Annotated in this window: 18 protein-coding genes; 9 read left to right on the forward strand and 9 right to left on the reverse strand. The window is 70.7% G+C overall.

The genetic code is table 11. The annotated features are described in order from the left end of the window. Positions 1–400: 400 nt before the first annotated feature. Both WME90_RS38630 and WME90_RS38635 read left to right on the forward strand, forming a co-directional pair. Entirely contained in the window at positions 401–1,366 is a 966-nt protein-coding gene (locus WME90_RS38630; protein WP_437277084.1) for a glycosyltransferase family 2 protein, read from the forward strand. Positions 1,367–1,478: 112 nt separating this feature from the next. Further along, positions 1,479–2,462 carry a lysylphosphatidylglycerol synthase transmembrane domain-containing protein gene (locus WME90_RS38635; RefSeq protein WP_437277085.1) on the forward strand — a complete coding sequence of 328 codons (984 nt, stop codon included), beginning with the start codon at positions 1,479–1,481 and terminating at the stop codon, positions 2,460–2,462. Between the two features lie 228 nt (positions 2,463–2,690). Here the strand turns inward: WME90_RS38635 and WME90_RS38640 are convergent, their stop codons facing one another. Then, entirely contained in the window at positions 2,691–3,329 is a 639-nt protein-coding gene (locus tag WME90_RS38640) for a hypothetical protein (RefSeq protein ID WP_437277086.1), read from the reverse strand. Between the two features lie 145 nt (positions 3,330–3,474). Between WME90_RS38640 and WME90_RS38645 the strand changes: the two genes are divergently transcribed. The 4 genes from WME90_RS38645 to WME90_RS38660 all read left to right on the forward strand — a co-directional run bounded on the left by WME90_RS38645 (position 3,475) and on the right by WME90_RS38660 (position 8,493). Next, positions 3,475–5,658, forward strand: coding sequence for a DUF2079 domain-containing protein (locus WME90_RS38645; protein WP_437277087.1), 2,184 nt, complete (start codon positions 3,475–3,477; stop codon positions 5,656–5,658). Further along, the gene (locus WME90_RS38650; protein WP_437277088.1) at positions 5,633–6,079 is read left to right on the forward strand and encodes a universal stress protein; all 447 of its coding nucleotides are present in this window, start codon (positions 5,633–5,635) and stop codon (positions 6,077–6,079) included. The genes WME90_RS38645 and WME90_RS38650 overlap by 26 nt, the downstream gene beginning before the upstream one ends. 141 nt (positions 6,080–6,220) lie before the next feature. After that, positions 6,221–7,435: an ammonium transporter gene (locus WME90_RS38655; RefSeq protein ID WP_437277089.1), complete on the forward strand. Its 1,215-nt coding sequence runs from the start codon at positions 6,221–6,223 to the stop codon at positions 7,433–7,435. Between the two features lie 308 nt (positions 7,436–7,743). Further along, positions 7,744–8,493, forward strand: a complete 750-nt coding sequence (locus tag WME90_RS38660; protein WP_437277090.1) for a YebC/PmpR family DNA-binding transcriptional regulator — start codon at positions 7,744–7,746, stop codon at positions 8,491–8,493. A gap of 22 nt (positions 8,494–8,515) precedes the next feature. On the opposite strand, the gene WME90_RS38665 is transcribed toward WME90_RS38660, so the two are convergent. Both WME90_RS38665 and coaBC read right to left on the reverse strand, forming a co-directional pair. After that, the gene (locus WME90_RS38665) at positions 8,516–9,319 is read right to left on the reverse strand and encodes a CPBP family intramembrane glutamic endopeptidase (protein ID WP_437277091.1); all 804 of its coding nucleotides are present in this window, start codon (positions 9,317–9,319) and stop codon (positions 8,516–8,518) included. Further along, positions 9,316–10,632: a bifunctional phosphopantothenoylcysteine decarboxylase/phosphopantothenate--cysteine ligase CoaBC gene (gene coaBC, locus WME90_RS38670; RefSeq protein WP_437277092.1), complete on the reverse strand. Its 1,317-nt coding sequence runs from the start codon at positions 10,630–10,632 to the stop codon at positions 9,316–9,318. Before coaBC ends, WME90_RS38665 begins: the two co-directional genes overlap by 4 nt. A 325-nt stretch (positions 10,633–10,957) precedes the next feature. Between coaBC and WME90_RS38675 the strand changes: the two genes are divergently transcribed. Further along, complete coding sequence (locus WME90_RS38675; RefSeq protein ID WP_437277093.1) at positions 10,958–11,986, forward strand: tryptophan--tRNA ligase; 1,029 nt, start codon at positions 10,958–10,960, stop codon at positions 11,984–11,986. A gap of 96 nt (positions 11,987–12,082) precedes the next feature. On the opposite strand, the gene WME90_RS38680 is transcribed toward WME90_RS38675, so the two are convergent. The 3 genes from WME90_RS38680 to uvrC all read right to left on the reverse strand — a co-directional run bounded on the left by WME90_RS38680 (position 12,083) and on the right by uvrC (position 17,746). Continuing rightward, on the reverse strand, positions 12,083–13,852 hold the full coding sequence (locus WME90_RS38680) for a VanW family protein (protein WP_437277094.1): 1,770 nt from the start codon (positions 13,850–13,852) through the stop codon (positions 12,083–12,085). Positions 13,853–13,916: 64 nt separating this feature from the next. Then, entirely contained in the window at positions 13,917–15,242 is a 1,326-nt protein-coding gene (locus tag WME90_RS38685) for a serine/threonine-protein kinase (protein WP_437277095.1), read from the reverse strand. A gap of 272 nt (positions 15,243–15,514) precedes the next feature. Next, a complete protein-coding gene (uvrC, locus tag WME90_RS38690; RefSeq protein WP_437277096.1) occupies positions 15,515–17,746 on the reverse strand; it encodes an excinuclease ABC subunit UvrC in 2,232 nt (743 codons plus the stop codon). A 2,445-nt stretch (positions 17,747–20,191) separates the two neighbouring features. On the opposite strand from uvrC, the gene WME90_RS38695 reads away from it, so the two are divergent. Further along, complete coding sequence (locus WME90_RS38695) at positions 20,192–20,644, forward strand: DNA-binding protein (protein ID WP_437277097.1); 453 nt, start codon at positions 20,192–20,194, stop codon at positions 20,642–20,644. 1,236 nt (positions 20,645–21,880) lie between these two features. On the opposite strand, the gene WME90_RS38700 is transcribed toward WME90_RS38695, so the two are convergent. Together WME90_RS38700 and WME90_RS38705 are read right to left on the reverse strand one after the other, a co-directional pair. After that, the gene (locus tag WME90_RS38700; RefSeq protein WP_437277098.1) at positions 21,881–23,128 is read right to left on the reverse strand and encodes a DUF2062 domain-containing protein; all 1,248 of its coding nucleotides are present in this window, start codon (positions 23,126–23,128) and stop codon (positions 21,881–21,883) included. A gap of 3 nt (positions 23,129–23,131) precedes the next feature. Beyond that, positions 23,132–24,004 carry a tetratricopeptide repeat protein gene (locus WME90_RS38705; protein WP_437277099.1) on the reverse strand — a complete coding sequence of 291 codons (873 nt, stop codon included), beginning with the start codon at positions 24,002–24,004 and terminating at the stop codon, positions 23,132–23,134. Between the two features lie 116 nt (positions 24,005–24,120). On the opposite strand from WME90_RS38705, the gene WME90_RS38710 reads away from it, so the two are divergent. Next, entirely contained in the window at positions 24,121–26,244 is a 2,124-nt protein-coding gene (locus WME90_RS38710; RefSeq protein WP_437277100.1) for a peptidoglycan DD-metalloendopeptidase family protein, read from the forward strand. A gap of 274 nt (positions 26,245–26,518) precedes the next feature. Here WME90_RS38710 and rpsI read toward each other — a convergent pair whose 3' ends face one another. Further along, positions 26,519–26,911: a 30S ribosomal protein S9 gene (rpsI, locus tag WME90_RS38715; RefSeq protein WP_272102704.1), complete on the reverse strand. Its 393-nt coding sequence runs from the start codon at positions 26,909–26,911 to the stop codon at positions 26,519–26,521.

The raw sequence follows: 26,911 nt of genomic DNA on the forward strand, positions 1-26,911 counted from the left end.
TCCCCCTGCCGGCACCTGGCAGCGCTTCCCTCTCCCCCTGCCGGCACCTGGCAGCGCTTCCCCCTCCCCCTGCCGGCACCCGGCAGCGCTTCCCTCTCCCCCTGCCGGCACCCGGCAGCGCTTCCCTCTCCCCCTGCCGGCACCCGGCAGCGCTTCCCTCTCCCCCTGCCGGCACCTGGCAGAGCCTTCTTCTGCTCCATGCCGGTGACCGGCAGCACGTCCTGCCCTTCTTGCCGTCGCGCTTGCAGCGGCTTTCTCGGACGGAACCGCGCCTTCTCGTGACGTTCTGCTATCCTCCGCCGCCGTGATTGTGGACCAGCCCCCCACACCTGCCCCCCACGAGGCTCCGGAGGACCGGGTCACGTTCGGGCTCTCTGCCTTTGATCCTCGCCCAAGCCTCATGGCGCCTTCCGTCGCGCCGGCCGTGTCGGCGGCGCCGCACGTCTCGGTGGTCGTCCCGGGGCTGAACGAGGCGGAGAGCCTGACCGAGCTCGCGCAGCGGGTGGATCAGGCCTTGAAAGGACGCTTCTCCTACGAGCTCATCTTCGTGGACGACGGCAGCACGGACGACAGCTGGAGCGTCATCTCCAGGATCCGCGCGGAGAACCCGGTCGTGAAGGGGATCCGGCTCCGGAAGAACTTCGGCAAGGCGACGGCGCTCACGGCCGGGTTCCGAAAGGCCAGGGGCGCGGTGGTCGTCACCATGGATGCCGATCTCCAGGACGACCCGGCCGATCTGCCGAGCTTCATCGCCAAGGTCGAGGAGGGGCTCGACGTCGTGGTCGGCTGGAAGGTCAACCGGCTCGACCCCACGAATCGCCTCATCCTCTCCCGGATCTTCAACGGGACCGTCCGCTCGGTCACGGGCGTGAAGCTCCACGACATGAACTGTGGCTTCAAGGCCTACCGTAGCGAGGTGCTGCGCACCATCCCGATCTACGGCGATCTCTTCCGGTACATCCCGGCGCTCGCCGCCTGGCAGGGCTTCCGCGTCACGGAGATCCCGGTGCGCCACCACGCCCGCAAGTACGGCTCATCGCGCTACGGACTGGAGCGCATCCTGCGCGGGTTCTTCGACCTGCTCAGCGTCATGTTCCTGACCCGCTACTCGAAGAAGCCGATGCACCTCTTCGGCCTCATCGGCCTGGTCTTCGCGGCGACCGGGGTGACGATCAACGCGTATTTGACGTTCCTCTGGCTGCTCGGGCACAAGATCGGCGACCGGCCGCTGCTCCTCCTCGGCGTGCTGATGATCCTCCTCGGCATCCAGTTCTTCTCGATGGGCTTCATCGGCGAGTTCCTCACCTTCCAGATGCAGCAGCGCCACCTGGCGGACGATCCGCCCGTCCGCGAGGAGCTCGAGTGATCTCCGGGCCCAGTGTCGATCGGTCCGGGACCCCTGCGTCCAGGGGCATCTCCTCTCTCCGGGCCCTCGGCTCCGCGGCGCCGCGCTGAGCGCGCGGCCGGGGTTTACCGTCGTGCGCCGCACCGCCCTGCGCGCCTTCGTCCGCCTGATTGGCCCGCTCTTGCTCGTGCTCGTGGTCGTGCGCATGGACGACCGGGACGCGGTGCTCGGCGCGGTCGTGTCGGCATCGGCTGGCCCGCTCGCGCTCGCGGCGGTGCTCAACGTCCTCAACATCCACCTCAAGGTGGTCCGCTGGGACGCGCTGCTCCGTGCCCGGGGCATCGTTTATCCGCTTCGCCGCGCGTGGAGCGCCTACGCGACGTCGCTCTACGTCGGCATGCTGACCCCTGGCCGGGTCGGCGATCTGCTCCGGATCCGCTACCTGCGCCACGACCTCGGCGTGACGTACGCGGAGGGGCTGGCCACCGTCGTGATGGACAGGCTGTGTGATCTGTACGTGCTCGCCGCCTTCGTCGCGGTCGGCGTCGCCCGTTACAGCGCGGTGATCGCCGGCCGCCTGGCCTGGGTGACGTGGGGCGGAATCGCGCTCACGGTCCTGGCGCCGCTCGTGTTGCTCATCCCCGGGCTGGCCGAGCGCCTGCTGCTCGCCTTCTCGCGCAAGATCGCCAAGGATCCACCGGAGAACGCGGACCCCGGCGCGGCGAGCCGCTTCCTCGTCGCGCTGCGCGCTCATGTCGGGCGCGGGCTCCTCTTCACGCTCCCGGTCACGGTGGCGACGTTCGTCGTCAACTTCGTGCAGGGCTACCTGATCGCGCGTGCCCTTGGCGTCTCGCTCTCGCTCTTCGACGTCACCTGCCTGCTCGCCATCGCGAACCTGCTCGGTCTCTTGCCGATCTCGATCGCCGGCGTGGGTGTCCGCGAGTTCTTCTTCGCCCTCGTGTTCCCTTCTCTCGGCCTCACCGCCGAGCACGGCGTCAGCTTCGGCCTCCTGGTCTTCGCCGTCATCTACCTCATCGTCGTCGCCATCGGCTTCGTGAGCTGGCAGCTGGCCCCCCCGCCCACCTCCCCCGCCTCCTCCACCCCCCGATTCGGCTAGCCGCCCGAGTTCCTCCCCCGCCGCCACGAATCCCCCCTTCCTCCACCCAAGGCCCGCGGGGAGGGAGCTCGTCGCGCGGGGTGCGGACGGGCAGTTGTTTGAGCCCCGATGACGTCCTGTGTCCGGCGTGCGCAGCACGACGGGGCACAGGACGCCCCAGGCGAGTTCTGCCCGTCCGTGCCCCGCGCGACGAGCTCCCTCCCCGCGGGCCGGCCGCCTCGGAACGACCTAGAGCGAAATAGGCGTGGTGAGCCGAACAGGCTCCCCATCGAACGCCGGCACCCGCGCCGCAGCCGCTCGGAAGGCGTCGACCACGCACGCGCCCACCTCGGTCCCGGCGAACGCCGCCCCGTCCAGCTCCACCTGGGCCTCGCCGCTCGGCCCGAAGGTCACGGTCACGTTCCCCGCTCCGCTCGGCCCGTCCGGCTGCCAGCAGCGCTTCGCCCGGACACGGCCGTATTCGAGCGCCGCGCCCGCGGCCTTGCCCACGCGAACACGCGCCCCGTCGACCCGGCTCGACAAGGCGTCGTAGGAGTCGTGCGAGCGCGGCATCCCCTCCGCAGAGGCAGGGTACGCCCCGCCGCGCTGCAGGCAGTGCGAGGGGCGCACCATCGCGTAGCCCGTCGCGGTGGCGAAGCTGCACACCGCGAGCGCCACCAGCAGGGCCCGCTGCCCACCGCCCCGGCCGAGCGGCCCGTCGAACGGCCCATCATCGTCCGATCCGCCGCGCAACCGCTCGACCTCCGCACGGATCTCCGCGATCTCCGCGTCCCGTGCGGCGAGCGCCGCGTCCCGCTCCTTCAGCTTGGCTTCGAGGGTTTCGATGCGCGCGCGAGCCGCATCGAGATGATCCCGGTAGTGCGACATGGCGCCATTCTACCGCGGGCCGCGCGAGGCGCCCTGCCCTTCCCGCGCCCCCGCGCCGAACCACGTCCTTCTGCGCCCTTCCGCGATGTTCCACGTTCCTTGACAGCGGGGGGTAGGGTCAAGTAGCCGAGGACCCGCCTCACCCATGCTAGAGAACCATCGCACCAGGCTGAACAGCGCGCTCGCCAAGCTCGACGGCGCCCTCGAGCGGCTCGCGCGGGCCGCCTTGACCCTGGCGCCGTGGCCGATCCTCTACGGCATGAGCATCGCCGTGACGGCCTGGGTCTTCACCCACCCGAGCCGGCTCCCGCAGCTCGACACGAACAAGCTGACCGAGGTGGAGCGCCGCTGGATGGCCGGCGGCGCCGCCGCCGCCATCGTGGCGGTCGGGCTCGCCTACTTCCTCGTGATGCTGGCGCGGCGGCGCCGCACCCGCTCGTGGGACTTCGTGAGCACGGTGGGCCGCCTCAACCGCGCCCTGATCCCCCTGCTCGCGCTCCCGTTCGTCGCCGCGCTCAAGCTCCCGAACATCGAGAAGGACAGCCCGAAGACCGCTGTCTTCTTCGCCGTCCTCGCCGCCGCGGCCACGGGCGCCGGCGTCTACGCCTGGGGCCGCCGCGGGCGGCGCTCGCCCGGGCTCGACGACGCGCCCGAGCTCGACGGCGCGCGCTCCCGCGCTCCCGCTGGCCGCGCACTCGCGGCGGCCGCGCGGTGGCTCCCGCCGCTCGCGCTGCTCGCGCTGTGGGCGGGCTACGCCTTCTTCTTCTCGCGGCTCGCGATCACCAACCACCACGCGCTGCACACGCGGACGCCCGACCTCGGCTACTACGACAACATCTTCTACCAGTCGATCCACGGACGGCCGCTCGGCTGCTCCTGGCTCAGGGCCGGTTACCACGGCTCCGCGCACTTCGATCCCATCCTCGTCCTGATCTCGCCGCTCTACCTCCTCTATCCGAGGGCGGAGTTCCTCCTCATCCTCCAGTCCGCGTGGCTCGGCGCCGGCGTCGTCCCCGTCTACCTGCTCGCGCGCGACAAGCTCGATCACCGCGGCAAGGCGCTCCTGCTCGCCGCCGTGTGGGCCATCTATCCCGCCCTGCACGGCGCGAACATGTACGAGTTCCACTCGCTCGCGCTGATCTCGCCGCTCGTCGTCTGGCTCCTCTACTTCTACGAGACCGGCAGGGACAGGCTGTACTGGGTCACCCTCGCCGTGCTGCTGCTCTGCCGCGAGGACGTCGCCCTGCTGATGTGCTTCATCGGGCTCTACGCCATCTTCGACCGGCGCCCGGGCAGGACGCGCCTCGGCCGGGTGACCATCGCGACGAGCCTCGTCTACTTCGTCGTCGTGAAGCTGTTCTTCATGACGTCGGCGGGCATCATCATGTCCGGCAAAGACGCTTATTCGTTCGCCTATTACTACGAGGAGCTCATGCCGAACCGGAGCGGGCTCGGCGGCATGCTCGTCTCGCTCCTCACGAACCCCGTCTTCGCCCTCAAGGTCCTGCTCGAGGAGCCGAAGATCCTCTTCCTGCTCCAGCTGTTCGTCCCCCTCTGCTTCCTGCCCTTCCTCGCCAAGCCCGGTCGCTGGATGCTCGCCTACGGGCTCCTGTTCTGCCTGCTCGCCTCGCGCGACGCGGTGTTCTCGATCCACTTCCAGTACTCGTCGATCCTCTTCCCCATCGCGTTCGCGCTGACGCCGATCGCGCTCAAGCGGGTCGAGGGCTCCGCGCCGGCCGCGTACTACGGGCTCGACGGGCGGCGACTCGCCCGCGCGCTGCTCGCCGCCATGGTCGTGGCGGCCGCGCTGATGTCGTGGAAGTTCGGCGGCCTCGTCGAGAACGCGTCGTTCAGGGGCGGCTTCTCCCGCGTGGCGCGCAAGCTTACGCCCGATCAGGAGGCGACCTACGCCTGGGTGCGGCAGCAGGTGGAGGCGATCCCGCCCGGCGCCGTCGTCGGCGCGACGAGCAAGATGGGACCGCACGTGTCGAACCGGAAGGAGGCCTATTTCTATCCGGGCGACCGCGCCGCGACCGTCCAGTACGTGCTGCTCGACGAGGCGGAGCTCAAGGGCAAGGACCTGGAGCGCCACAACGCGGCGGTGAAGCGGGGCGAGCTCGAGGAGATCAGCCGGCTGAAGAAGATGGCGCTGTTCAAGCGGGTGAAGCCGCCGTCGAAGCCGCAGCCGCCGGCCCCGGCGGCCTCCGACGAGCCCCCTACCGGAGACCCGCTTCCGGAGCTACGAAAGCCGGAACGAAAGGACGGCGGCGCGCCGCCCGATCCCTCCAGCACCGCGGAGCAAGATGAAGACCCTCCTCCTGGCCCATGACTTCAACGCGACCTCCGAGCTCGCCCTCGACAAGGCGATCGAGCTCGCCCGCAAGCTGTCCGCGAAGCTCGTCGTGGCGCACGTGTACAGCGTGCCCGTCTACAGCTTCCCGGAAGGCTCGTCCCTGATCCCCTCGGCCGAGGACGCCGCGCGCATCGCTGATGCGGCGCAACGGAGCCTCGATCAGGTGCTCGCTCGCCGGCGCGATACGTCCGGCGTCGAGATCTCGGGCGTGCTGCGCGCCGGCGTCCCCGACGAGGAGATCTGCCGCCTCGCGGAAGAGATCGGCGCCGACATGATCGTGATCGGGACACACGGGCGCGGGGCCGTCGCGCGAGCGCTGCTCGGCAGCGTGGCGCAGAAGGTGGTGCGCTCCGCGAAAGTCCCGGTCCTATCGGTACGCGGACCTCAGTCGGCCTGATGTAGGTGACATCACGAAACGCTTGGATTCGGTATCCGGGGCCGCCGGATCGAGCGTTAGAAATTTCCTGACTTCCTGTCAAATGCATCCTGCCGCGACGACGAAACGTCGTTGAAACATTGGGCACGTTACCCCGGTGCCATGAAGATCGACACTGGGGATACGGCCTGGCTCCTCGCATCAACAGCCCTCGTCCTTTTCATGACGCCGGGCCTCGCCCTGTTCTACGGCGGCATGGTGCGCCGCAAGAACGTGCTCGCGACGCTCATGCACTCGTTCGCCGCGCTCGCGGTGATCTCGGTGCAGTGGGTGGCCATCGGGTACTCGCTCTCGTTCGGGACCTCGCACGGTGGGCTCATCGGCGGGTTCGACTATGTCGGTCTGCACGGGATCGCGACGGCGGAGCGCGGCACGGTGCCGCACCTCGCGTTCGCGGCCTTCCAGATGATGTTCGCGGTGATCACGCCCGCGCTCATCGCAGGGGCGTTCGCCGAGCGGATGCGGTTCTCGGCGTACCTGGTCTTCATCCTGCTGTGGTCGACGCTCGTCTATGACCCGGTGGCGCACTGGGTGTGGGCGGAGAAGGGCTGGCTGTTCGAGATGGGGGCGCTCGACTTCGCGGGCGGCACCGTGGTTCACCTCGCGGCGGGCATCTCGGCGCTCATCTGTGCGCTCGTGCTGGGCAAGCGCACGGGATATCCGCACGAGCGGCACGTGCCGCACAACCTGACGATGACCCTGACGGGCACGGGCATCCTGTGGTTCGGGTGGTTCGGCTTCAACGCCGGCAGCGCGCTGACGTCGGGCGGGCTCGCCGCGCTGGCGCTGCTCGACACGCACCTCGCGGCGGCGGCGGGCGGCGCGGCGTGGCTCCTCGTCGAGTGGGCGCAGCGGGGCAAGCCGACGGCGCTCGGCGTGGCGTCCGGCATCGTGGCCGGGCTCGTCGGCATCACGCCCGCGGCCGGGTTCGTGGCGCCCTGGGCGGCGGTCGTCATCGGCCTCCTCGCGGGCGTCGTGTGTTATGCGGCGGTCGTCTCGAAGGAGCGCCTGCGCTACGACGACTCGCTCGACGCGTTCGGCGTCCACGGCGTGGGCGGCCTCCTCGGCGCGGTCCTCACCGGCGTCTTCGCCGAGAAGGCCCTGAACGAGGCCGGCCGCGACGGCGTGATCGCCGGCAACCCGGGGCAGATGGTCCCGCAGCTCGTCGGCATCGCGGCCGTCGGGCTGTACGCCGCGATCGTGACCTTCGTGCTGCTCAAGCTTGTCGACAAGCTGATCGGCCTGCGCGTGGCCGAGAGCGACGAGCGCGAGGGCCTCGACGCCACGGAGCACGGCGAGACCGGTTACGCGCTGTAGCGAACCACCGGGGGGCAGCCAAAGACCCAGGTCGACAAGGGCTCCCGGCCGCGCTCGCCCTCCCGGTGAGGAGGGATACGCGCGGCCGGGGCGCCGTCGTTGTTGCCTCCCCCGGGGCGCACCGCTAGAGCGACGGACGGTTCGAACCGAAAGGCGCCGAGAGCGCCAAGAGAGCTCGACAATCTCTTGGCGCTCCCGGCGCCCTGACGGTTTCTACGCTCGAACCGATCGGTGCTCCACCTTGCGCCGAACCTTCCCCCTGGGCGCGCGCCGCGAGCGAGCGCCCCGTCATCACGGAGCAGACAGGTATGAGCGGCCATTCAAAGTGGGCCACCATCAAGCGCAAGAAGGGCGCGCTCGACGCGAAGCGCGGCAAGCTCTTCACCAAGCTCATCAAGGAGATCACCGTCGCCTCGCGCATGGGCGGCGGAGACCCGAACGGCAACCCGCGCCTCCGCAAGGCGATCAACGACGCCAAGGGCCAGGCGATGCCCGCCGACACGATCAAGCGCGCCATCCAGCGCGGCACCGGCGAGATCGAGGGCGCGAACTACGAGGAGATCCTCTACGAAGGCACAGGGCCCGGCGGGACGCTGTTCCTCTGCGAGGCGATGACCGACAACCGGAACCGCACCGTCGCCGAGATCCGGAAGATCTTCGAGAAGAACAACGGGCAGCTCGGCGCCGGCGGCTCCGCGCAGTGGGCCTTCGAGCGGAAGGGGATCATCCTCCTCGCGAAGGACGCGGCGACCGAGGATCAGCTCATGGACACCGCCGTGGGCGCAGGCGCCGACGACTACAGCGACCAGGGAGAGGAGTGGCAGGTGCTCTCCAGCGTCGACGTGATGGACACCGTCGTGAAGGCGCTCGAGGACGCGAAGATCGCGGTGAAGTCGAACTCCGCGGGCTACGTCCCCAAGACCAAGAAAGAGGTCGGAGGCCGCGACGCCGAGGTCTGCCTGAACCTCGTCGACTCGCTCGACGACCACGACGACGTGCAGAACGTCTACGCGGACTTCGACGTGCCCGAAGAGGAGCTCGCGAAGCTCGAAGGCTGACCCCGGCCCGGGCGCGAGCCCGTCACGGCCGCCAGATCGGGAAGCTCACGATCGCCCACGAGAAGAACGCGTGGGCGAAGACCGCCGGAGCCAGACGCCCGGTCCGGTGCACCACGCGACCCCACACGATCGAGCAGCCGAAGCCCGCCACGACGAGCAGCGGGTTCGGCCCGGCCACCGGATCGCCGAGCAGGAAGAGCGTGGGGGCGTGCGCGGTGGCGAACAGCGCGCTCGACAGCAGCCACGCGGCGACCTGGTCGAGCGGCCCCTCCAGGGCGCGCAGGACGAGCCCGCGCCAGACGATCTCCTCCAGCGCGGCGATGAGGAAGACGATCGCGCCGACGAACACGCGCGCGTCGGCCTCGGGGTCGCCGAGGTGGAGGTACAGGCGAAGGACCCACCCCTCGCGAGGCGAGCCCCGCGGGGCGAGCAACAGCTGCACGGCCATGGCGAGGCCGTAGAGCCCCGCCGCGACCAGGGCGCCGCGCGCGAGATCGCCCGACAGGGGGCGGAGCGCGGCGCGGAGCTCGCCGCGCCGGCGGAGCCACATCACGGTGACCGCCGTGAGGACGGCGTAGGGCGCGCCGAGCGCCGCGAGCAGGAGAGGCGTGCCCGCGCGAGCGGGGGCGAACGCGAAGGAGACGGCGAGCGCGACGCAGACGGTGACGGTCGCCGCGATGAGCGCGGCCTCGCGGCGAGATGAGCGCGGCGGCTCGCGCGGATCGATCGCCCGAGGATCGCGCGGCGAGGCCGGGACGCCCGAGGCAGCGGCAGCAGGAGGAGGCGCGGCAGCGGGGGCCGCGGCGTCGTCTTCGTCCCGGATCATCGCGCGCTCGCCCGGCTCGTCTGACACAGCTGCAGGACCCGGTCGAGGATGCGATCCGCGAGCACCGGCTTGGGCAGCACGCCGAGCGCGTCGGCGGCGTCGCGGGTCACGAGGGTGGCGCGGTTGTCGTCCCGGCCGAACGAGTCCGCCGCGTGGTTGGCGACGATCATGTCGACGCGCTTGCTCGCGAGCTTGTGCCGGGCATACGCGATCACCCCCTCGTCCGTGGCCGTCTCGACCGCGAACCCGACGAGCACCGGCGACGGCGCTCCGCCTTCGCCACCCGCGCGCGCGGCGCCGACCTCCGCGAGCAAGTCAGGGTTCGGCACGAGCGAGAGCGACGCGAGATCGGGCGTTCGCTTCAGCTTTGTCGCGTGCTGCTCGGCCGGGCGGTAGTCGGACACGGCGGCCGTCATGATCAGCGCGTCAGCGGCGCGCAGATCGTCGCCGAGCGCCTGCCAGAGCGCGCCGCGCATCGAGAGCGCGCCGCGCACGTCGACCCGGCGCGCGCCCGCCGGCGTGGAGAGCGACACGGGGCCGGCGATGAGCGTGACCTGCGCGCCCCGCGCCGCGGCCCGCTCCGCCACGGCGAAGCCCATCTTTCCCGTCGACCGGTTGCCGAGGAAGCGCACGGGATCGAGGTCCTCGAGCGTCGGGCCCGCGGTGACGACGAGGCGGAGCCCCGCGAGGTCGCGCGGGGCGAGCCGCGAGAACGCCGCGGCCGCGATCGCCGCCGGCTCGGCCATGCGCCCGAGGCCGCGCTCGCCCGAGGCGACCTCGCCGAAGACCGGGCCGACGAGCTGCACGCGCCCGTCGGCCTCGAGCGTGGCGACGTTCCGCGCCGTCGCGGGGTGAGCCCACATGCGGGGGTGCATCGCGGGCGCGGCGAGCACAGGACCCCTCGCGCACAGCGCGAGCGCCGTCACGAGATCGTCGGCGCGCCCCGCGGCGAGGCGCGCGAGCACGTCGGCGGTCGCGGGCGCGAGCAGCACGAGATCGGCCTCGGCGGCGAGCGCGACGTGCAGCTCGCCCGCGAAGCCCGGGTCCCACATGGTGTCGCGCACCGGCTCGCCGCAAAGCCCGCTCAGCGTCATCGGCCCGAGGAACTGCTGCGCCGCGCGCGTCATGATCGGGAGCACGCGCGCGCCGCCCTGGATCAAGAGCCGGGCCACCTCGGCGGCCTTGTACGCGGCGATGCTGCCGGAGACGGCGAGCGCGACGGTCGGCCGCGCGCCGGTGGGGGCGTGGCCAGCGGGCGGCAGAGCCGAGGTGTCAGGGGAAGGTGCGGGAGATGACGGCGTTCGGCCAGACATGGCGCAGGTGCCAACGTGGGTCGGGGGTCGGTCCGCCGTCCACCGTGGCATGAAAATCACCGACCGTACACCCACCCCACACCCACGGTGCACGGGGCACGCTGCGCCGCGGGTGGATGCTCCGGGGCTGCGCGCGGCGCGCGGCGCGCGGCGTGCGGCGTCGACTACAAGAGCGCTGGTAACGGCGCGCGCGGCGCCGACACCGCCGACACGCGCCAACGCGCCCGCGCGGCCAGAAACCCGGCAGAATTTCTGGAGCGCGGCAGTAGCATCACCCGCCCGGAGCGCGTAAGGGGATGGGCTCCCCCAGAGGAACACGACAACGATGGCAAGCACCGTCCTCACCGGCATCAAGCCCACAGGAACGCCGCACCTCGGCAACTTCGTAGGGGCGATCAAGCCGGCGCTCGCGCTCGCAGGGTCCGCGTCGAACGCGCTCTACTTCGTGGCGGACTATCACGCGCTCAACGTCATCCACGACGCGCAGAAGCTCCGGAGCCTGGTCCACGAGGTCGCAGCGACATGGCTCGCGCTCGGCCTGGATCCCGAGAAGGTCGTCTTCTACAGGCAATCCGACGTTCCGGAGATCTTCGAGCTCAGCTGGATCCTCGCCTGCTTCACGGCGAAGGGGCTCATGAACCGCGCGCACGCCTACAAGGCCGCTGTCGCCAAGAACATGGAGTCCCGGGCCGGAGCGTCGAGCGCCGCGGGCGCCGAGGACGGCGACGACCTCGACGCCGGGATCAACATGGGCCTCTATGGCTATCCGGTGCTGATGGCGGCCGACATCCTCCTGTTCAAGACGAACGTCGTGCCGGTGGGCAAGGACCAGGTCCAGCACATCGAGATCGCCCGCGATATCGCGCAGCGGTTCAACGCGATCTACGGCCCGACCCTGGTCCTGCCCGAGGCGCGCATCAGCGCCGAGACGGCGGTGATCCCGGGCCTCGACGGCCGCAAGATGAGCAAGAGCTACGACAACATCATCGCGCTCTTCCTGCCGCCGGAGAAGCTGCGCAAGACGATCTTCAAGTACAAGACGGACTCGTCGCCGCCGAGCGAGCCGAAGGATCCGAGCACCTCGCCGCTCTTCCACCTCTACCGGGAGTTCGCCACCCCCGAAGAGACGGAGGCGCTCCGCGGCCGCTACCAGAGCGGCATCGGCTGGGGCGAGGCGAAAGAGGCCGTGTTCGAGGTGCTGAACCGCGCGCTCGAGGAGCCGCGGCGCCGGTACGCCGATCTCATGGGCGACCCGGCCCGCATCGACGCCCTGCTCTTGGAAGGCGCCCAGCGCGCGCGGGCGCTCGCGAGCCCGACGCTCCACGAGGTGCGCCGGGCGATCGGCGCTCGCTGACGGCCGCGCCGGCGGAGGGCGTTCGGCGCACGCCGAGGCCGGCTCTCGGCGAGCGCCGCCGAGCGGCCGCTATCGCCCTCGGAAGGCGCCGCCCGATCAGCCGCCGTCGCTCGCCGCCTTCTGGTTCTGGCGTCGCTTCTTGCCCTTGCCGCCCTTCGCCTCGCCCCCCGCGGGGTCCCGCTGGCCGCGAGCATCTCTCTCCGGCGCCGCCGCGCCAGGGGCCTGCGCGACGGCGGTGCCCTCGGCGGGCGGTGCGTCCTCGCCGCGCGCGCGGCCGCCTTCCCCCTCGGCGCGCTCATCCCCCTTCGCGCGGAAGGTGCCGAACCCCGCGCGATCGGTCCAGCCGCGCTCGCCCGTGAGCCCGGGCTCGCGGCTCTCGACGGTGCCGCCGCCCGGCTCGGGGCCGGTCGCGCCTGGCGTTCGGACGTCCGGCCCCTGCGTGACGACGAGGTACTCGTCGGCCACGTACTCGGGGTGATTGTCGTCGGCCTTCTTGGCCTCGGGATCGCGCGGGCCGCTGCCGACATGGATGATCTGCGCGGTCGGCGGGTAGCTGTCGCTCCACTTCTCCCGCACCGCGTAGGCGCCGTCGCGGACGACCCGCGAGCTCGTCGTCCTGAAGCCGGGGATGCCGCGCTGGGCGAGCACCCGTGTGCCTTCGGGCAGCTTCGGCGTCGGGCGCTCCACCTCCTCGAACGGGATCACCCCGTCGATGCGACGGAAGTACGTGACCGTGAGCTTGCGCGAGGGCCCGAGGATCTCGGCGCGCACGACGCCGCCGGCCACCGTCTCGTGGAGCACGATGGGGAAGTCGAACGGGTTCCTGAAGCGGTAGTTGATCGTCGGGTAGACGACGGTCGCGTCGAGGCCGAGCTTGATGTAGTAGCTCGGGCGGGAGTGCGGGTAGCGCTCGACGATCTCGAGCCCCGCGAAGAACGCGGCCCCGTGGAGCGTGCCCGAGATCTGGCAGGTCCCGCCGCCGAGCCCGTCGACGAGCTCTCCCTGGGCGATGACGGGAGCGACGCGGTAGCCGTGCGCCTCGTCGCGCGGGCCGACCGTCTCGTTGAAGTCGAAGATCTCGCCCGGCATGACGACCACGCCGTCGAGCTTCGACGCGGCGAGCCTGAGGTTGTACGTCCTCTCCTTGGACCTCCCTCCGGTCGCGTAGCGCGTCTCGAAGTAGCCGAGCACCTGATCGAACTTGACGTTGCCGAGCTGCTCGGCGACGAGCTTCGGCGCGATCGTCTCGACGCTGGCCAGCGCGGTGTCCTGGCCCGCCCGGAGGGCCGCGTCGATGCGCGCGAGCGTGCCGTAGACGTCCAGCCGATACCCGATCTTCTCGGGCTTGAGCTGCTTCGCCTCGAGGTCGACATACGCGTCGACCGCGGGCGCGTCGAGCTCGACCTTCAGGTCGAGCAGCTTGCTGATCGCCCGCTCGGAGTCGAGGAGGAGCGGGATCGGGATGTCGAGCGGCGCGTCCTCGTCGCCCTTGTCGCGCTCGCCGGCCCGCTCGTGCGCGCGGCGGAGCGCGCTCTCCGGACGGAGCGCCTCGCGGACGAACTCGGCGAGGCGGACCCGGTTGATCTCGACGCCGAGATCGTTGCGTCGGAGCGCGCGCGCGGAGCCGTCGGGGAGCACGATCCGGATCTCCCCGGTGGCGTAGCGGCGCACGAGGTCGAGCGCGTTCGCCACGACGTCGCCGCCCGTGGGTACCGGGACCTGCGCCACGCGGAGGACCGGCGGAGGCTTCGGGCCGTCGTCCAGCGGCGGAGGCAGCACGAGGTAGGTGATGACCAGGCCGCTCGTGACGAAGATCGCCACAAGCGCGGCGAACCGCCAGAGCTCCGGCGAGCGGCGAAGATCCATGCGAGGGCGGCCATCTTGAAAAGCGTTCCTCGAACCGTCAAGCGAACGCGGGCGAGCGCCGCCGCTACGGGCCGGCGCGCGTCGTGTCGAGGCCGCCGCGCGGCGCCTTCGACGCGGCGCGCGCGGCCCTGAGGACCGGCTCCTCGATCGAGCCCGCCCTGGGCACGAGCAGAGAGCCCCGCTGGCGCGGGGGGCCGCTCTGCGGCGAGGAGCGCAGGAGGAGCGCGCCCGCGAGCACCACGAGGACCACGAGGCCAAGGGTCGCAGGGACGAGCCAGCGCCGCGCGCGGCCCTTCTCGGGCGACGGAGCGCCCTCGGCCGCGCCCGCGCCGCGCTCGGCGCTCGTGCGCCCAGGCGGCGCGGCGGCTCGCGGCGAGCTCTGCCGTGGCGGCGGATAGTCGGGGTCGATCGAGCGCTCGCGCGCGATCTGCATCGCCTCCTGGATCGCGGCACGCCGCCGTTCGCCGCGCGGGCCGAGCAGCTGCTGCATCAGCGCGGCGAGCTCATCGGCGGTGGCCATGGGCGTCGCGGGCGACAGCTGCTCGATGGCGCGGCGCAGATCGGCCATCGTGTCGAAGCGCTCGTCCCTCGGCTTCGCGAGCATCCTCATGATGATGCGGCCGACGTCCTCCGGGAGCGACGGGACGAGGGTCCACGGCGGCTCGGCCGGCGCCTTGTCGCAGATGCGGCGCACCGTCGCAGGATCGTTCTCGGCGTGGAAGGGGTGCTTGCCCGTCACGAGCTGATAGAAGACGATCCCGAGCGTGAACACGTCGCTGCGCCGATCGATGGGCTCGCTGCCCGCCTGCTCCGGCGACATGTACGCGTACTTGCCCTTCAGCTGGCCGACCTGGGTTCGCTGCAGGTTCGAGGCGGCCTTGGCGACGCCGAAGTCGAGGATCTTCACCGATCCGTCGTATCCGACCAGGATGTTTTGCGGCGAGACGTCGCGGTGGACGAGGCCGACAGGCTTGCCGTCGCGGCCGCGCAGCTCGTGCGCGGCGTGCAGTCCGAGGGCCGCCTCGGCCACGATGCGGAGCGCGAACGGGAGCGGCAGGCCGCCGCGCGCCTTGCTCTCGCGGAGAACCAGGTTGATCGGCTCGCCGTCGATGAGCTCCATCACCTGATAGAGGACGCCGTCCTCCTCGCCCACATCGATGGTCTCCGCGACGTTCGGGTGATGGATCTGCGAGACCAGGGTGGCCTCGTCGAGGAACATCGCCTCGAAGTCGGGATCGTCGCTCAGCTCGGCGCGCAGCAGCTTGACGGCGACGATCCTGGGGAGCTGGCCGCCCGTTCGAGCGGCCCACACCGAGGCCATGCCCCCGAGCGCAATGGGGACAAGGAGCTCATAGCGACCGAGCGTGTGGCCAGCGCGTACTTCTCCCATGGTGCTCACGTGCCGCGTAACCCCGTAGCGAGGCAGTGCCCGCCGGGAATCGGGCCCGCCGAGCGGGGCCCGCCCACGAGGTCGGGTCCGCAAGAAGCGCTCGGTGTGCCAGGTGGTGCTCTTGATCGAAAAATGACCGCGTGCGCCCGGAACGCTGCCGGGCGCCTGGACTTCGGATCGTCGCAGAGAACGCCTTGGCGCTCAACCCGGAACGCTGTTCGGGTCGCAGCGTGATCTTTCACCGATCCATCGCGGAGCGGGCCCGGTCGCGCTCAGCGCGTGAGCCCCCGAGCCTTGGAGAGATCGCCAGCGTCGTCGGCCGGCGCGTCGGGCTGCGAGGAATCGGGAGACGGGATGACCTTGCGCAGCGCTGAGAGGTGGCGCTTGGTGACCCCTGTCACCGCCAGGATCTGAGCGTCGGTCGCGCGGCGCACTCCTTCCATGGAACCGAGCTCCCGGAGGAGCGCCGTCCTCACCGCACTGCCGAGCCCCGGGATGTCCTCGATCTCGGAGCGGAGGCGCCGCGCCTTGCCGAGCCGCTTGCGTGCGTGGTTTGCGAAGCGGTGCGCCTCGTCGCGCGCGCGCGCCAGGAAGAAGAGGGCGGAGCTCGTGGATCGGAGCGGGATACCGTTCTTCTGGCCAGGCAGGTAGACGCGGTCGACGAGCTTCTCGCCTGTCTGCGTCTCCCGCTCCTTCGCGAGACCGACGATCGGGAGCCCGTGCAGGCCGAGATCGCGCGCCGCCGACAGCGCCACCTGAAGCTGGCCTCGCCCACCGTCGACCACGAGCAGATCTGGCAGATCCCACTCGCCTCCGCCGGCCGCGGCGCTCGTCGTCGTCGCATCGTCTCCGGAGCCGGCGATCTCTGGATCCGCGGTCGCAGACACCTCCTCCTCTTCCGTCTCCGCCGGAGCGTCGCCCGCTGTCGTCAAGCCGATGTCCTCCTCGGCCGCGTCGCCCTCCGTCGCATCGATCTCGGGTGCAGCGCTCTCCGCCGTATCGCTCTCCATCATGTCGCCCTCGGCGACGCCCTCCGTCACGTCGCTCTCGGGCGCGCCTCCGGCGCCGAGGGCGGCCTCGCTGTCTGCGGCGGACGCGGAGCTCGCCGACCGAGCGGCCTTGCCGCGGCGGAAGCGCCGCGAGAGCACCTCGTACATCGCGGCGTAGTCGTCGCCGTCGGCCACGCTCTTCACGTTGAAGCTGCGGTAGCGCTTCTTGTCCGGCTGACCATCGAAGAGCGCCACGATCGATCCCACCGTGTCGCCGCCGCCGAGATGCGAGATGTCGCAGCACTCGATGCGACGTGGGAGCGTCGGGAGGCGAAGGCGCTCCCTGAGCTCCTCGAGCCGGGCCTCGAGATCGTCGGAGCTCCGCTGCTTCTCGCGGAACGCGTGAGCCGCGTTCTCGCTCGCCATCTTGAGCAGATCGACGCGGGGCCCGCGCTGAGGCACGAAGAGCGCCACCTTGCGGCCGCGCCGATCGCCGAGCCACTCCGCGACGCCCTCCGCGCCGTCTGGCAACACCGGCACGAGGACCTCATCGGGGATCGTGGTGGACGCGACGCCATAGTACTCGTTGAGGAAACCGCCGAGCACCTCGTCGTCCGGCAGCTCCATGTTGCGGAGCGAGAAGGACAGCGTGTCTGTCACGCGCCCCCTTCGCACCATGATCACTTCGACCTCCACGAGCGTCCCCTCGCGGTAGATGCCCACCACGTCTTGATCGACGTCCTTCACGTAGACGACGCGCTGCGCCTCGCGCACCGCCTCGACCGCCCGGAGCTGATCGCGGTAGATGGCGGCGCGCTCGAACTCGAGCTCCCGCGACGCGTCCCGCATTCGCGCGGTGAGCTCGCCGGTGAGCTCGTCGTGGCGCCCTTCGAGGAAGAGCGCGACCGAGCGGACCATCTCCGTATAGAGCTCCCGGTCCACATCCATCACGCAGGGCGCGAGGCAGCGCTTGATCTGGTACTGCAGGCACGGGCGCCGGCGCGACGCCATCTCGGCATCGGAGCAGGTGCGGAGCTGGAAGTGCTTGTTGACGAGGTGGAGCGTCCGCCGCGCGCTCGTCGCCGAGTGGTAGGGCCCGAAATAGCGCGCCTTGTCCGGGGCGGGACGGCGGACCGTCTCGAGCATCGGCCACGCCTTCTGGGTGTCGAGCTTGAGGCAAAGGAAGTCCTTGTCGTCACGCAGCTTGACGTTGAACCGCGGCTTGTGCTGCTTGACGAGCTCGTTCTCGAGTACGGCCGCTTCCTTCTCGGTAGCGGTCACCACCGTCTCCAGATCGGCCACGATCTTCCGGAGTATCGGGATGAAGTACCGGGCGTCGCTCCCGCTCTCCTGAAAGTAGCTGCGGACGCGCGAGCGCAGGCTCTTCGCCTTGCCGACGTAGACGACGGCGCCGGACTTGTCGATGAACAGATAGCAGCCCGGCTTCGTCGGAAGCGACGCGAGCTTGGCGGCGAGGAGGGCTTCGGGATCCTGCTTGGCGCTCGGGTTGACCACGGCCGGAACGATCTAGAAGTCGCGCGCGCCGGCAGCAAGCGCCGCGATCACGGCTCTTCCGGCGGAGAGCGGTCGACGCGTCCCGCGCCGGTTCTCCTTTACATCTAGAAAAGCGCCGTCATGTGCCCCGGCGCCGCTCGCCTCGAAGCGACGGGGCGGAACGCCCAGGTCGAGATGTCGAGCGGGTCGCCCGACCCGACCGCGACGTTCGCGGAGGCCATGTTCGAGCCGAAGCGAAGGCGACACGAACGCGCCGGCTGGACTGCCCGCGATCGCCGCCGCGCGGCGGCGCGGGAGTCCGGCGCGCGCCGTGTTGCCACCGGTACGCACACACGGGCCCGCTGATCACGTGAGCCGCGCACGCTGCGCGGGCGCGCCTGTTCACGTGAGCCGCGCGGCGCGCGCGCACAGGCTGATCACGTGAGCCGCGCGGCGTGCGCGCACAGGCAGATCACGTGAGCCGCGCGGCATGCGCGCACAGGCTGATCACGTGAGCCGCGCGGCATGCGCGGGCGCTCTTGTTCACGTCAGCCGCGCAGCGCGCGCGCACAGGCTGATCACGTGAGCCGCGCGGCATGCGCGGCTCACGTGAGGCCACTCGATCACGGTGTACCGCCGTCACCAGTCGCACGATCGCCCGTGTAGTAAGACGGCGGATGCGACTGCGGTGATGGCGCGCCGCCCCCGGATCGACGCGAGACATGCCCTCGAGCAGGCACTAGACCCGACGGTAGGGTCTTCGCGGGAAGAGGCCTCGCGTGTCGAGCGCTCCTGCCTCGTGCCCTGGCGGACGGCGGCGTCTTCGCCTCGGTCGCAATCCGGCACGACTCCCGGTCGATCCATCGCGCCCAGTCCGTCTGGAGCTTCCTGGCCTTGAGAGAGGTCGCCCGCTGGAGAGCGAGGTTGCCCGTACCGGCCACCGGTGCCCGCTTGTCCTCGCCGTAGCTGCGCTTCGGGCTCTCCCCGCAAGCCACTCTCAGCCCGCCGAGCGCCACGGTGGCGAGCGTCTGGGGAGCATCTGGCAGGAATCAGGGAGGAACCTGGGAGGAACCTGGCAGGAAGCCAGGAGGAAGCTGCGAGGGCAGATGCCCGGCCGGCGCTCCATCGTTGCCGCGCACCATCTAATCAGGTTGCCTGAACCCGAAAGGACTTGTATGGTCGTAACACCACCAGCGACTGCCCGTTCGATACCCGGGTCCTGGGGCCAGAAGGCATCGGCGAACTGAGCCCGCGGCGCCACCGGCCCTGTGTCTGGTTCCCGTCCGCAGCCGTCCAGGTGCGCCGCTGCGCCTGGTGTCGGGCGGCCCCCGAGGTGGGAGTGAGCGTCGAACAGCCGAGGAGTGACGAACTGTCCACCAGCGTCCATCACCGCCGCCCCGCTCCGGGGATCGATGTCGCCCTCGGCGGCGGCGGCGAGCTTTGCCCCCTCGCGCGGGAGCGAGACGCGGGCGAGCGTCACCCTGGTGCCCAGCGCGAGTGTCACCCCCTGAATCAGGATGAGCGGCTGAGCAGGAGCGGCGGCCTCGTGGCTTCCCGCTGGCCGACTTCCGGCTTGCCGGGGCGGCCGTCGGAGCTCGGGCACGGCGAGCGGTTTGGGAGACTCGGCCGGAAGCTGGGCAGCTCCAGCACAGCCGCAAAAAGACGCAGCCAGACCGGAGGCGACGTGGCCTGCGGGCTGCAACGTGGGTGGGCGCAACCGCGTCGGGCCGCCGCGCCGATCAGCCAGGGGGATGTCCTGGCAGGTGGGTGGGGTAGTCCTCATGGCGTCGACACGGCGGGAAGGCGGCTCGACGGTCGACACGTTGCGGTCGATCGCGGAGCGCGGCTCGGTCGGGAGACGAGAGCACGGGCATACGGTTACGCCGACAGAGCAGGGCGGAGTGCAGAAGTGAAAGGCCGCCGCTCCAGCTCACCGACGCTCGCCTGGAACGGCGGCCTCGGCCATGACACCTTTCCTCATCGCGAGCGGTCCACCCGGGGGGTCGGGCTCCTCCACGGTGCCTCGGTCAAGCGCCCGCTTCGGCCGCTGCGCGGTGGCGCGCGTGTGTCCGGAGCACAGGAAAGCAGATCTTCATGGGAATGTCGCTGGCTCCCCTCGGTTACGGGGCTGCCCACGGCGCGCGTTGCGCGGCATCGAAAGCTGCAGCGCGGTGCAGAGAGGAGCACGGCGCTGTCCATCGCACCCTCTTGGGTTGGGGCGGAGCCTCGCTTCGCGGAGCGACGCCGCCAGGCAGACGTGGTGGCTGGAGTCCGGCTCGACCGGTCGGCCCCAGCACCCCATGACCCGACGGCCCATGACCCGACGGCCCATGACCCGACGGGAAGGTGGCGAGCGCGGGTTCCTGACGCGCGTTGAGAGGAGACGGGGACACCTCTCGAATTATTTTCAACCAAGGTGCTGTTCAGCAGTTGACAACTCTAGCTATTCATGGGACGCGAGATCCAATGAGCAACGTCGAAACCGAGATCAAAAGCCACGTTGATGCATTCGTCTCTCAGCTGAGCGGACTTGTCCGCAAAGCGGCTCTCGAGGCCGTCGCCGACGCCTTGCGAGGGGAGGGCCAGCCGGTCGCTGCGGCCGCCGCGCCGCGCAAGGTGGGTCGGGCCAAGGCCGCTCCTCCGCCGCCCGCGGAGGTCAAGAAGGCGGCGGGCCGCCCCGCTCGCGCGGCCAAGCCGACCCGCAAGAAGGGCGAGAAGCGCTCGAAGGAAGAGCTCGCCGCCATGACCCAGAAGGTCCTCGAGCATATCCGGAGCAACTCCGGCCAGGGCGTGGAGCAGATCGCGAAGGATCTGGGCACCACCACGAAGGAGCTGACCCTCCCGATTCGGAAGCTGCTCGTCGAGAAGAAGATCACGTCGAAAGGAGAGAAGCGGGCTACCAAGTACTTTTCCCGCTGAAGGAAGCCTCGACGCTCGCCAGGCGGGTCAGGCCGAACCGACCGAGGTCGACGTCCAACCTTCCTCCAAGCCCAGCAGGGGAAATCGCGGGGAGCCAGGAGCTGTCCTGGCAGGCGCGGAGACGTCGCACATCGGAGCGGAGCAAGCTCCGCAGCCGTACACGCCGCTCGATGCCCCTCAAGATGTCCCGCCAAGCCATATCATCTCTCCGTAGCGCGCCGGGGACATCGGCGCGCAAGGCGCGTCAGCTGCCGCCCGACCGCTGCTGAGCGGATCCGCCCGGTGACTCGACGCAGGCAGCTCTGCTCCCCCGACAGCGTCTGTGCACACACGTCCGCGCCGGTGCCCAGGACGCTGGGTTACCGAGCCGCCATGCCCGTGCTCTTGTCGTCGTCGGATCGGGAGAGACGACGACGTCACGACTCCTTGAGACCCCAATATCTCGTAGGGCGGCGTCGAAGGACCACCACATCTAGTCTCGCGTCGCAGAGAGCCCGTCGGATCTCCTGTCGCGCGGCGCTGACGCAGCCTTGAAGCGGACGCCAGGGCGTGAAGCGGGGCAGGCTCTAAAAACGCAAGGGAGCGCCGCTTGCGCGACGCGGCGTAGGAATCCCGTCATCCCGACCGGGATCTGGGCGGGCGGTGTTCGCTCCGTGGAGCCCTGAGGGTGGTCGGGATTGCCGACATGGCAGAGCACGATCGGCGCTGCGCACGAGCGTCGTTGCTGTGAACGCCTGACCCGCTCGGCCCCGCCAGCGCCTCCTCGGCGACCGCGCGGACGCCCTCGGAGCCACACTGGACTCCGGCCGGCCCGGTGCGCAACGCACCTTCACGGACACCTGGACAGGACGCCCCAGGCGGATATTGCGAACTTGCAATGTGGGCGAGCCCGACGCCCGGCCAGGAGGAGCCCTTGGAGATCTATCGGCCGCTGTTGATCGGAGCAAGACACGGACACCGGAGATCCGTCGCCTGGCCCCATGGGACAAGCATGGTCTGTGCCATCGGGAGATCGCTTCCCCCGATAGCGCGGTTCGCGAACCGAAAGGAGCCGCGAGACCAACGCGTCAGCGTACTGGACAGGTTCTGACCATCCGTGGTGACCGTGCAACAGGGCAACGCGCCCAGCAGAGGCCGCACGTTGGATCGGGCACCCTGGGTAACGACCGCCGACGCTGAGGGCACCGCGGTGGCGGTGGCGAGGAGGAGAGCTCCTGGGGGAAGGGCGACTCGGAGTCAGCGCTGGGCTCGGCTTCCGACGATGAGGACATTCGAGAAGGGCGTTTTCCCCCAGGCGGGCCTCATCTCGCAGGCGAAGCCGAGCTGCTCGAGGAGCGCCGCGATCTCTCGAGCAGGACGGAAGCGCACACGCTCGCCCCGGTTGAATCGAAGCGCGGTGAAGACGCGCTCCTCGAGGAGCGTGATCGAGCTCCTCAAGCCGCGCTCGGTGTCCGCCTCGCGAACGAGCAGGCGCCCCCCGGGGCGAACCGCGGCCGCCGCCCGCCGCAGGATCGCGTCCTGCTCCTCCACGCGGAAGTAGTGAAGCAGGTCGATGAGCAGCACGGTGTCTGCAGTTCCGAGCTCGGCCTCGCGCGCGTCTGCGCACCAGAACTCGGCGTCCAGCGGAGGGGCGGCTTGGGCTGCGCGCTGCGCACCGGGCGAATCGGACGAGCGCGGGAGAGCTGCGCCGGAGCCCCCGCCGGCCGCGCGACGGGCGTCCTCTATCTTGGCTCGGTCCCAGTCGAACCCACGCGCGCGCGCGGCCCTTTCCAGCTCGAGCAGGAGAATCGGCAGCTGGCCAGCTCCGGTCCCGATGTCGAGGACCTCACCGAGCGCGCCGGGGCGGTCGCCTGCGATGTCGGCGATCAGCCGGGCAACGGGGTCGCCGAGCAGCTTGAAGCGGACATAGTGAAAGCGGGTACGCTGGGCCGGCGTGGCGCCCTCAGGCGGGCTGTACCTCCCAGCGACGCGCTCGACCGCATGAACCCACGGCGGCGCGTCCCCCGGGAGCCGATACGGCTCCATCCTGCTGCTCTGCAGCGAAGGAGCGCGGCGGCGCTTCAGCGCGACGACGGCGAAGATCACGCCGCCGCCGAGGGCGGCGAGCGCGAGCCCGACCACCGGGGCGCCGAGGAACATGTACTCGGGGAAGTCGGACAGCGCTTGCGCCCAGCTCATCTTCTCGTGGAGGCGCAGCCAGCGACCCGTGCGAAGGTACGCCCCGACCTGGACCTCGGCCGTGAGCAGCGCTGGCGCGAACAAGGGGTTGGAGATGTTCGCAGCGACCCAGGCAATCGCCGCATCGAGACGGAACCACAGACAGAGGAGGAGCACGAGCGGCGTGTGGCAGCCGAAGATCGGCTGCGATCCGATGAACAGGCCGATCGCCACCGCCACCGCCGTCCGGCCGGCGGACAGCTCGCTGCCACGGAGCTCACGCCACGCGCGGCGCGCCTCCTCTCGGAGGAGAGAGTATTTCGCCAACGTTCAGCGTTTGCCTTCCCGTGCAGCACGATCCGTCTCACCCGCTGCATCGGCCGTCGTCTTGGACAGGATGTCGCTCACGGTCGTGGGTGTCGCGTCGTCGAGCGCGTCCCATGGACCGCCCGCCGCGGCGGCCGGCGCCGGGTCGCCTGATACGGCACCCTGGGCGCGCCCGCTCCGCGGCGCCTCCAGATTGCGAAGGTACATCTTCGCCGTCCTGTTGTCGGGATCGATCGCGAGCGCCTCGTGCCACTCGGCGCTCGCCTGATCGGGCGCGCCGAGGGAGAGCAGCGCGACCCCGAGCAGCACGCGCGCAGGCGCGTACTTCGGGTTCGCGTCGCGCGCGGCGGCGTAATGCTCGCGAGCGAGCTCCAGATTCCCGGCGTCGCGGTACATCGTCCCGAGGCGCAGCTGGAGATCCACGAACGTCGGGCACAGCTCCACCGCCCGCGTGAGCTCGGCGATCGCTTCCTGCGCGCACCCCGCGTCGGCATAGGCCTGCGCGAGATCGGCGTGCATGTTGGCGATCTTGCCGCGGGCGAACGGGTCGAGGACGCCGCCTCGGCCCTCACCACGGTGGATGCGGGAGTAGACCTGCCGCGCGGCTTCGTACTTGCCGAGGTCGTTGTAGGTGACGGCGAGGTTCAGCAGCGCTTCCGTGTAGTGCTCGTTGAGCTGCACCGCGCGCTCGAAGTGGGCCTCGGCCGCAAGGAAATCTCCGCGTTCGTGGAGAATGACGCCGAGCATGTTGTAGACGTCAGCGAAGCGGTCGGTCTTCTCGAGGATCTGTCGCAGGGCGTGCTCGGCGAGATCGTACTCGCGCCGCTCGTAGTGCTCCCTGCCGAGAACCAGAAGCTGCTTCAGCCTGTCGTCCATGAGGCCTGTCAGCTTACGCGACCGGCGTACGATGGGATCCGCCTTCCGCGCAACCCTTGCGTGAAGCCAGGCAGCCGCGGTTGCAACCCCGTCGATGCCTTGGTACGCACGTCGGCGTGCCGAGTGCAGTACCCCAGAACCCGCTCGAGGCATCCGGAGCGCCGGACGCCGAGGACCGCGCCGGGGAGCGGAGCGGAGGAGCCGGCAGCGCGCCGGAGCCCGGCGCCGCCGCCCAGCACGACCCGCCGCGCGCGGAGCCCGGCGCTGCCACCCCGCACGACCCGCCGCGCGCGGAGCCCGGCGCTGCCACCCCGCACGACCCGCCGCGCGCGGAGATCGTGCGCCTCGGCGCAGCCGAGGATGTGACGGACGAGGCGCTCGACGCACCCAGCAGACCTGCCACGCCGCCGCTGGCCGCGCCGCTTTCGGGCAATCGCCGGGGCGAGGGAGCTCCGGCCGCCCCCTGGTCGCGCAGCAGCGATGTGCGCGCGCGGACGGCGCCGACGCGGACGCAGCTCCCTCCTCCTTCTGCGCGCGGGCGCGCATCGGCGCCCTGGTCGCGCGGCAGCGATCCGCGCGTGCAGCCCCCCCGGACGCCATCGCTCATGGACGGCGGCCCCCACGCGGGCCCGGGTTCGACGGACGGCCCGCGCCTTCCGCCCGGCCTCGGCCGGCCCCCTGCCGGCCCACACCTGTCGCCGCGCATGACCGCGGTCTTCGGCGGCATCTTCGGCCTCGCGACGCTCACCTCGCTCATCGCTCTGCTGATCCAGGGCGTCCCGGTGCGCGACGAGCGCGCGCTTGTCGCGGCGAGCCCGGCGACCTCGGCAGCAGGTACGGACGAGGCCACCAGGTCTCCTGCAGCGCCCGAGGTGAAGACAAAGCAGCGCACCCCGCTGCCCGGCCCGTGGCGGATCTCCGAGCTCGGGAAGGATCCGTCCGTGCTCCTGGTGAGCGACGTGATGGAGCGCCGGTCGTTCATCACGGCCCTCGACGAGAAGGGCGTACCGAAGGCGCAGATCTACCGGATCATGAAGGCCTTCGACGGGCTGCGGAAGTTCGACAAGTGCGGCCGCAAAGACCGGTTCACGGTCGCGATGGATCGCTCCAACCGCCGAGTTCGCGCCTTCGAGTACGAGGTCTCGGCGAGCGAGATCTACCAGGCGAGGGACGACGCGGCCGGGCGGCTCACGGGCGCCACGCTCGACATGAAGATCGCCGAGGAGGAGGTCGTCGCCTCCTTCTACGTGGGGAAGGATCTCGCCAACTCGATCCGGGCGGGGGGTCTGGAGCCCGGCGTGCTCGACGTGATCGACGAGGCGCTGAGCGGTCGCATCTCGACGGAGAGCTTCGAGGAGGGGGGCACGGTCCGGCTGATCGCCATCGAAGAGACGGCGCTCGGGATGTTCTCCCGGTACAAGAAGGTCGTCGCGCTCGAGTACCGGCCGCCGGATCCCGCGGAGAAGCCGGTGCGCATCTACGATTTCAAGGGGCAGGAGGCTCGGGGCACGTTCGATGAGCGCGGCCGGCAGCCGCACGCCGGCGGCTGGCGCGCGCCGGTCCCGGGCGCGCCCGTGACGTCGAGGTTCAACCCGCAGCGGATGCACCCGGTGCTGAAGAAGAGGATGCCCCACAACGGGACGGACTTCGGCGCGCCGATGGGAACGCCTGTGTACTCGGCGTATCGCGGCGTGGTCGAGTGGGTCGGTCCGGCGGGTCCCAGCGGCAACCTCGTCACGGTCACGCACGCGAACGGCGTCAGCACCGGCTATGCCCACCTGTCGAGGTATGCCCCCGGCATCAAGGTCGGCATGAAGGTGGGTACCCACCAGCTCGTCGGCTACGTCGGGTCGACGGGCCGCTCGACAGGACCGCACCTTCACTTCAGCGCAAAGAGGGACGGCAAGTACTTCGATGCGGAGACGCTCCAGCTCGATGGCGAGCGCGTGATGCCCGGCGTCGATCGCGCGGCGTTCGCCGCGACGAAGGAAGCGCTCGACAAGCGCCTCGACGCCATCCCGCTGCCCGAGCCGCCGCCCGAACCGGTGAAGCCCGAGGCGGCGGAGCCTCCCTCGCCGCCGCCCGCGGCCACCGGCAGCGACGCTACGGTTGCCACGGCGCCGGATGTCGGGCCGAGCGGACCGACCGAGCAAGAAGCGAAGCCGCCGGAAGGCGCAGGCGACGACGACGGCGAGCTCATCGAAGGCGCCGATCTCAAGAGTCCGCCGGAAGCCATGTGACGCCGAGCGGGCCGCGAGGTCCGCTCGATGACACCAGAGCGCGCGAACGCGAAGACGCCGAGCGGGCCGCGAGTTCCGCTCGATGACATCAGAGCGCGCGAAGACGTCGAGCGGGCCGAGAGGTCCGCTCGATAGGACACGCTGTCCCTTCCTCGAAGCCGTCGTGGCTGGCGTCAGGGAGACAAAAAGCACCGAGGACGCCGAGGGGTGAGCCCTCGCGTCCTCGACGAACTTGCCATGGCGTCCGCCTGGACGGGCGGCAGCCCGTGGCGTGTCAGCGCTTCGAGTACTGGAAGCGCTTGCGGGCGCCGGGCTGGCCGTACTTCTTGCGCTCCTTCTTGCGCGCGTCGCGCGTGAGGAAGCCCGCGCGCTTGAGCGACGACCTGCGCTCCGGATCGAGCTCGCAGAGGGCGCGCGCGATGCCGTGCCGCATCGCCTCGGCCTGCGCGCTGTGGCCGCCGCCGACCACGGTCGCGTTCACGTCGAACTGGTCGAGCAGCTCGAGCAGCTCGAGCGACTGACGCATCACCATGCGCGAGGTCTCGCGGACGAAGTAATCGTCGGCGGGCCTCTGATTCACCTTGATGTTGCCGGTGCCCGGCGAAAGGAAGACGCGCGCAACGGCCGTCTTACGCTTCCCAGTGGCGTACGTTCTCGTTTCCGTCAT

The sequence above is a fragment of the Sorangium sp. So ce375 genome (assembly GCF_051473855.1).
Lineage (GTDB): Bacteria > Myxococcota_A > Polyangia > Polyangiales > Polyangiaceae > Sorangium.

Excerpts from the sequence above, each read along its gene's own strand:
- WME90_RS38630 (WP_437277084.1), top strand. The coding sequence starts at position 401 with ATGGCGCCTTCCGTCGCGCCGGCCGTGTCGGCGGCGCCGCACGTCTCG.
- WME90_RS38640 (WP_437277086.1), bottom strand. The coding sequence starts at position 3,329 with ATGTCGCACTACCGGGATCATCTCGATGCGGCTCGCGCGCGCATCGAA.
- WME90_RS38645 (WP_437277087.1), top strand. The coding sequence starts at position 3,475 with ATGCTAGAGAACCATCGCACCAGGCTGAACAGCGCGCTCGCCAAGCTC.
- WME90_RS38650 (WP_437277088.1), top strand. The coding sequence starts at position 5,633 with ATGAAGACCCTCCTCCTGGCCCATGACTTCAACGCGACCTCCGAGCTC.
- WME90_RS38655 (WP_437277089.1), top strand. The coding sequence starts at position 6,221 with ATGAAGATCGACACTGGGGATACGGCCTGGCTCCTCGCATCAACAGCC.
- WME90_RS38660 (WP_437277090.1), top strand. The coding sequence starts at position 7,744 with ATGAGCGGCCATTCAAAGTGGGCCACCATCAAGCGCAAGAAGGGCGCG.
- WME90_RS38665 (WP_437277091.1), bottom strand. The coding sequence starts at position 9,319 with ATGATCCGGGACGAAGACGACGCCGCGGCCCCCGCTGCCGCGCCTCCT.
- coaBC (WP_437277092.1), bottom strand. The coding sequence starts at position 10,632 with ATGTCTGGCCGAACGCCGTCATCTCCCGCACCTTCCCCTGACACCTCG.
- WME90_RS38675 (WP_437277093.1), top strand. The coding sequence starts at position 10,958 with ATGGCAAGCACCGTCCTCACCGGCATCAAGCCCACAGGAACGCCGCAC.
- WME90_RS38680 (WP_437277094.1), bottom strand. The coding sequence starts at position 13,852 with ATGGATCTTCGCCGCTCGCCGGAGCTCTGGCGGTTCGCCGCGCTTGTG.
- WME90_RS38685 (WP_437277095.1), bottom strand. The coding sequence starts at position 15,242 with ATGGGAGAAGTACGCGCTGGCCACACGCTCGGTCGCTATGAGCTCCTT.
- WME90_RS38695 (WP_437277097.1), top strand. The coding sequence starts at position 20,192 with ATGAGCAACGTCGAAACCGAGATCAAAAGCCACGTTGATGCATTCGTC.
- WME90_RS38705 (WP_437277099.1), bottom strand. The coding sequence starts at position 24,004 with ATGGACGACAGGCTGAAGCAGCTTCTGGTTCTCGGCAGGGAGCACTAC.
- rpsI (WP_272102704.1), bottom strand. The coding sequence starts at position 26,911 with ATGACGGAAACGAGAACGTACGCCACTGGGAAGCGTAAGACGGCCGTT.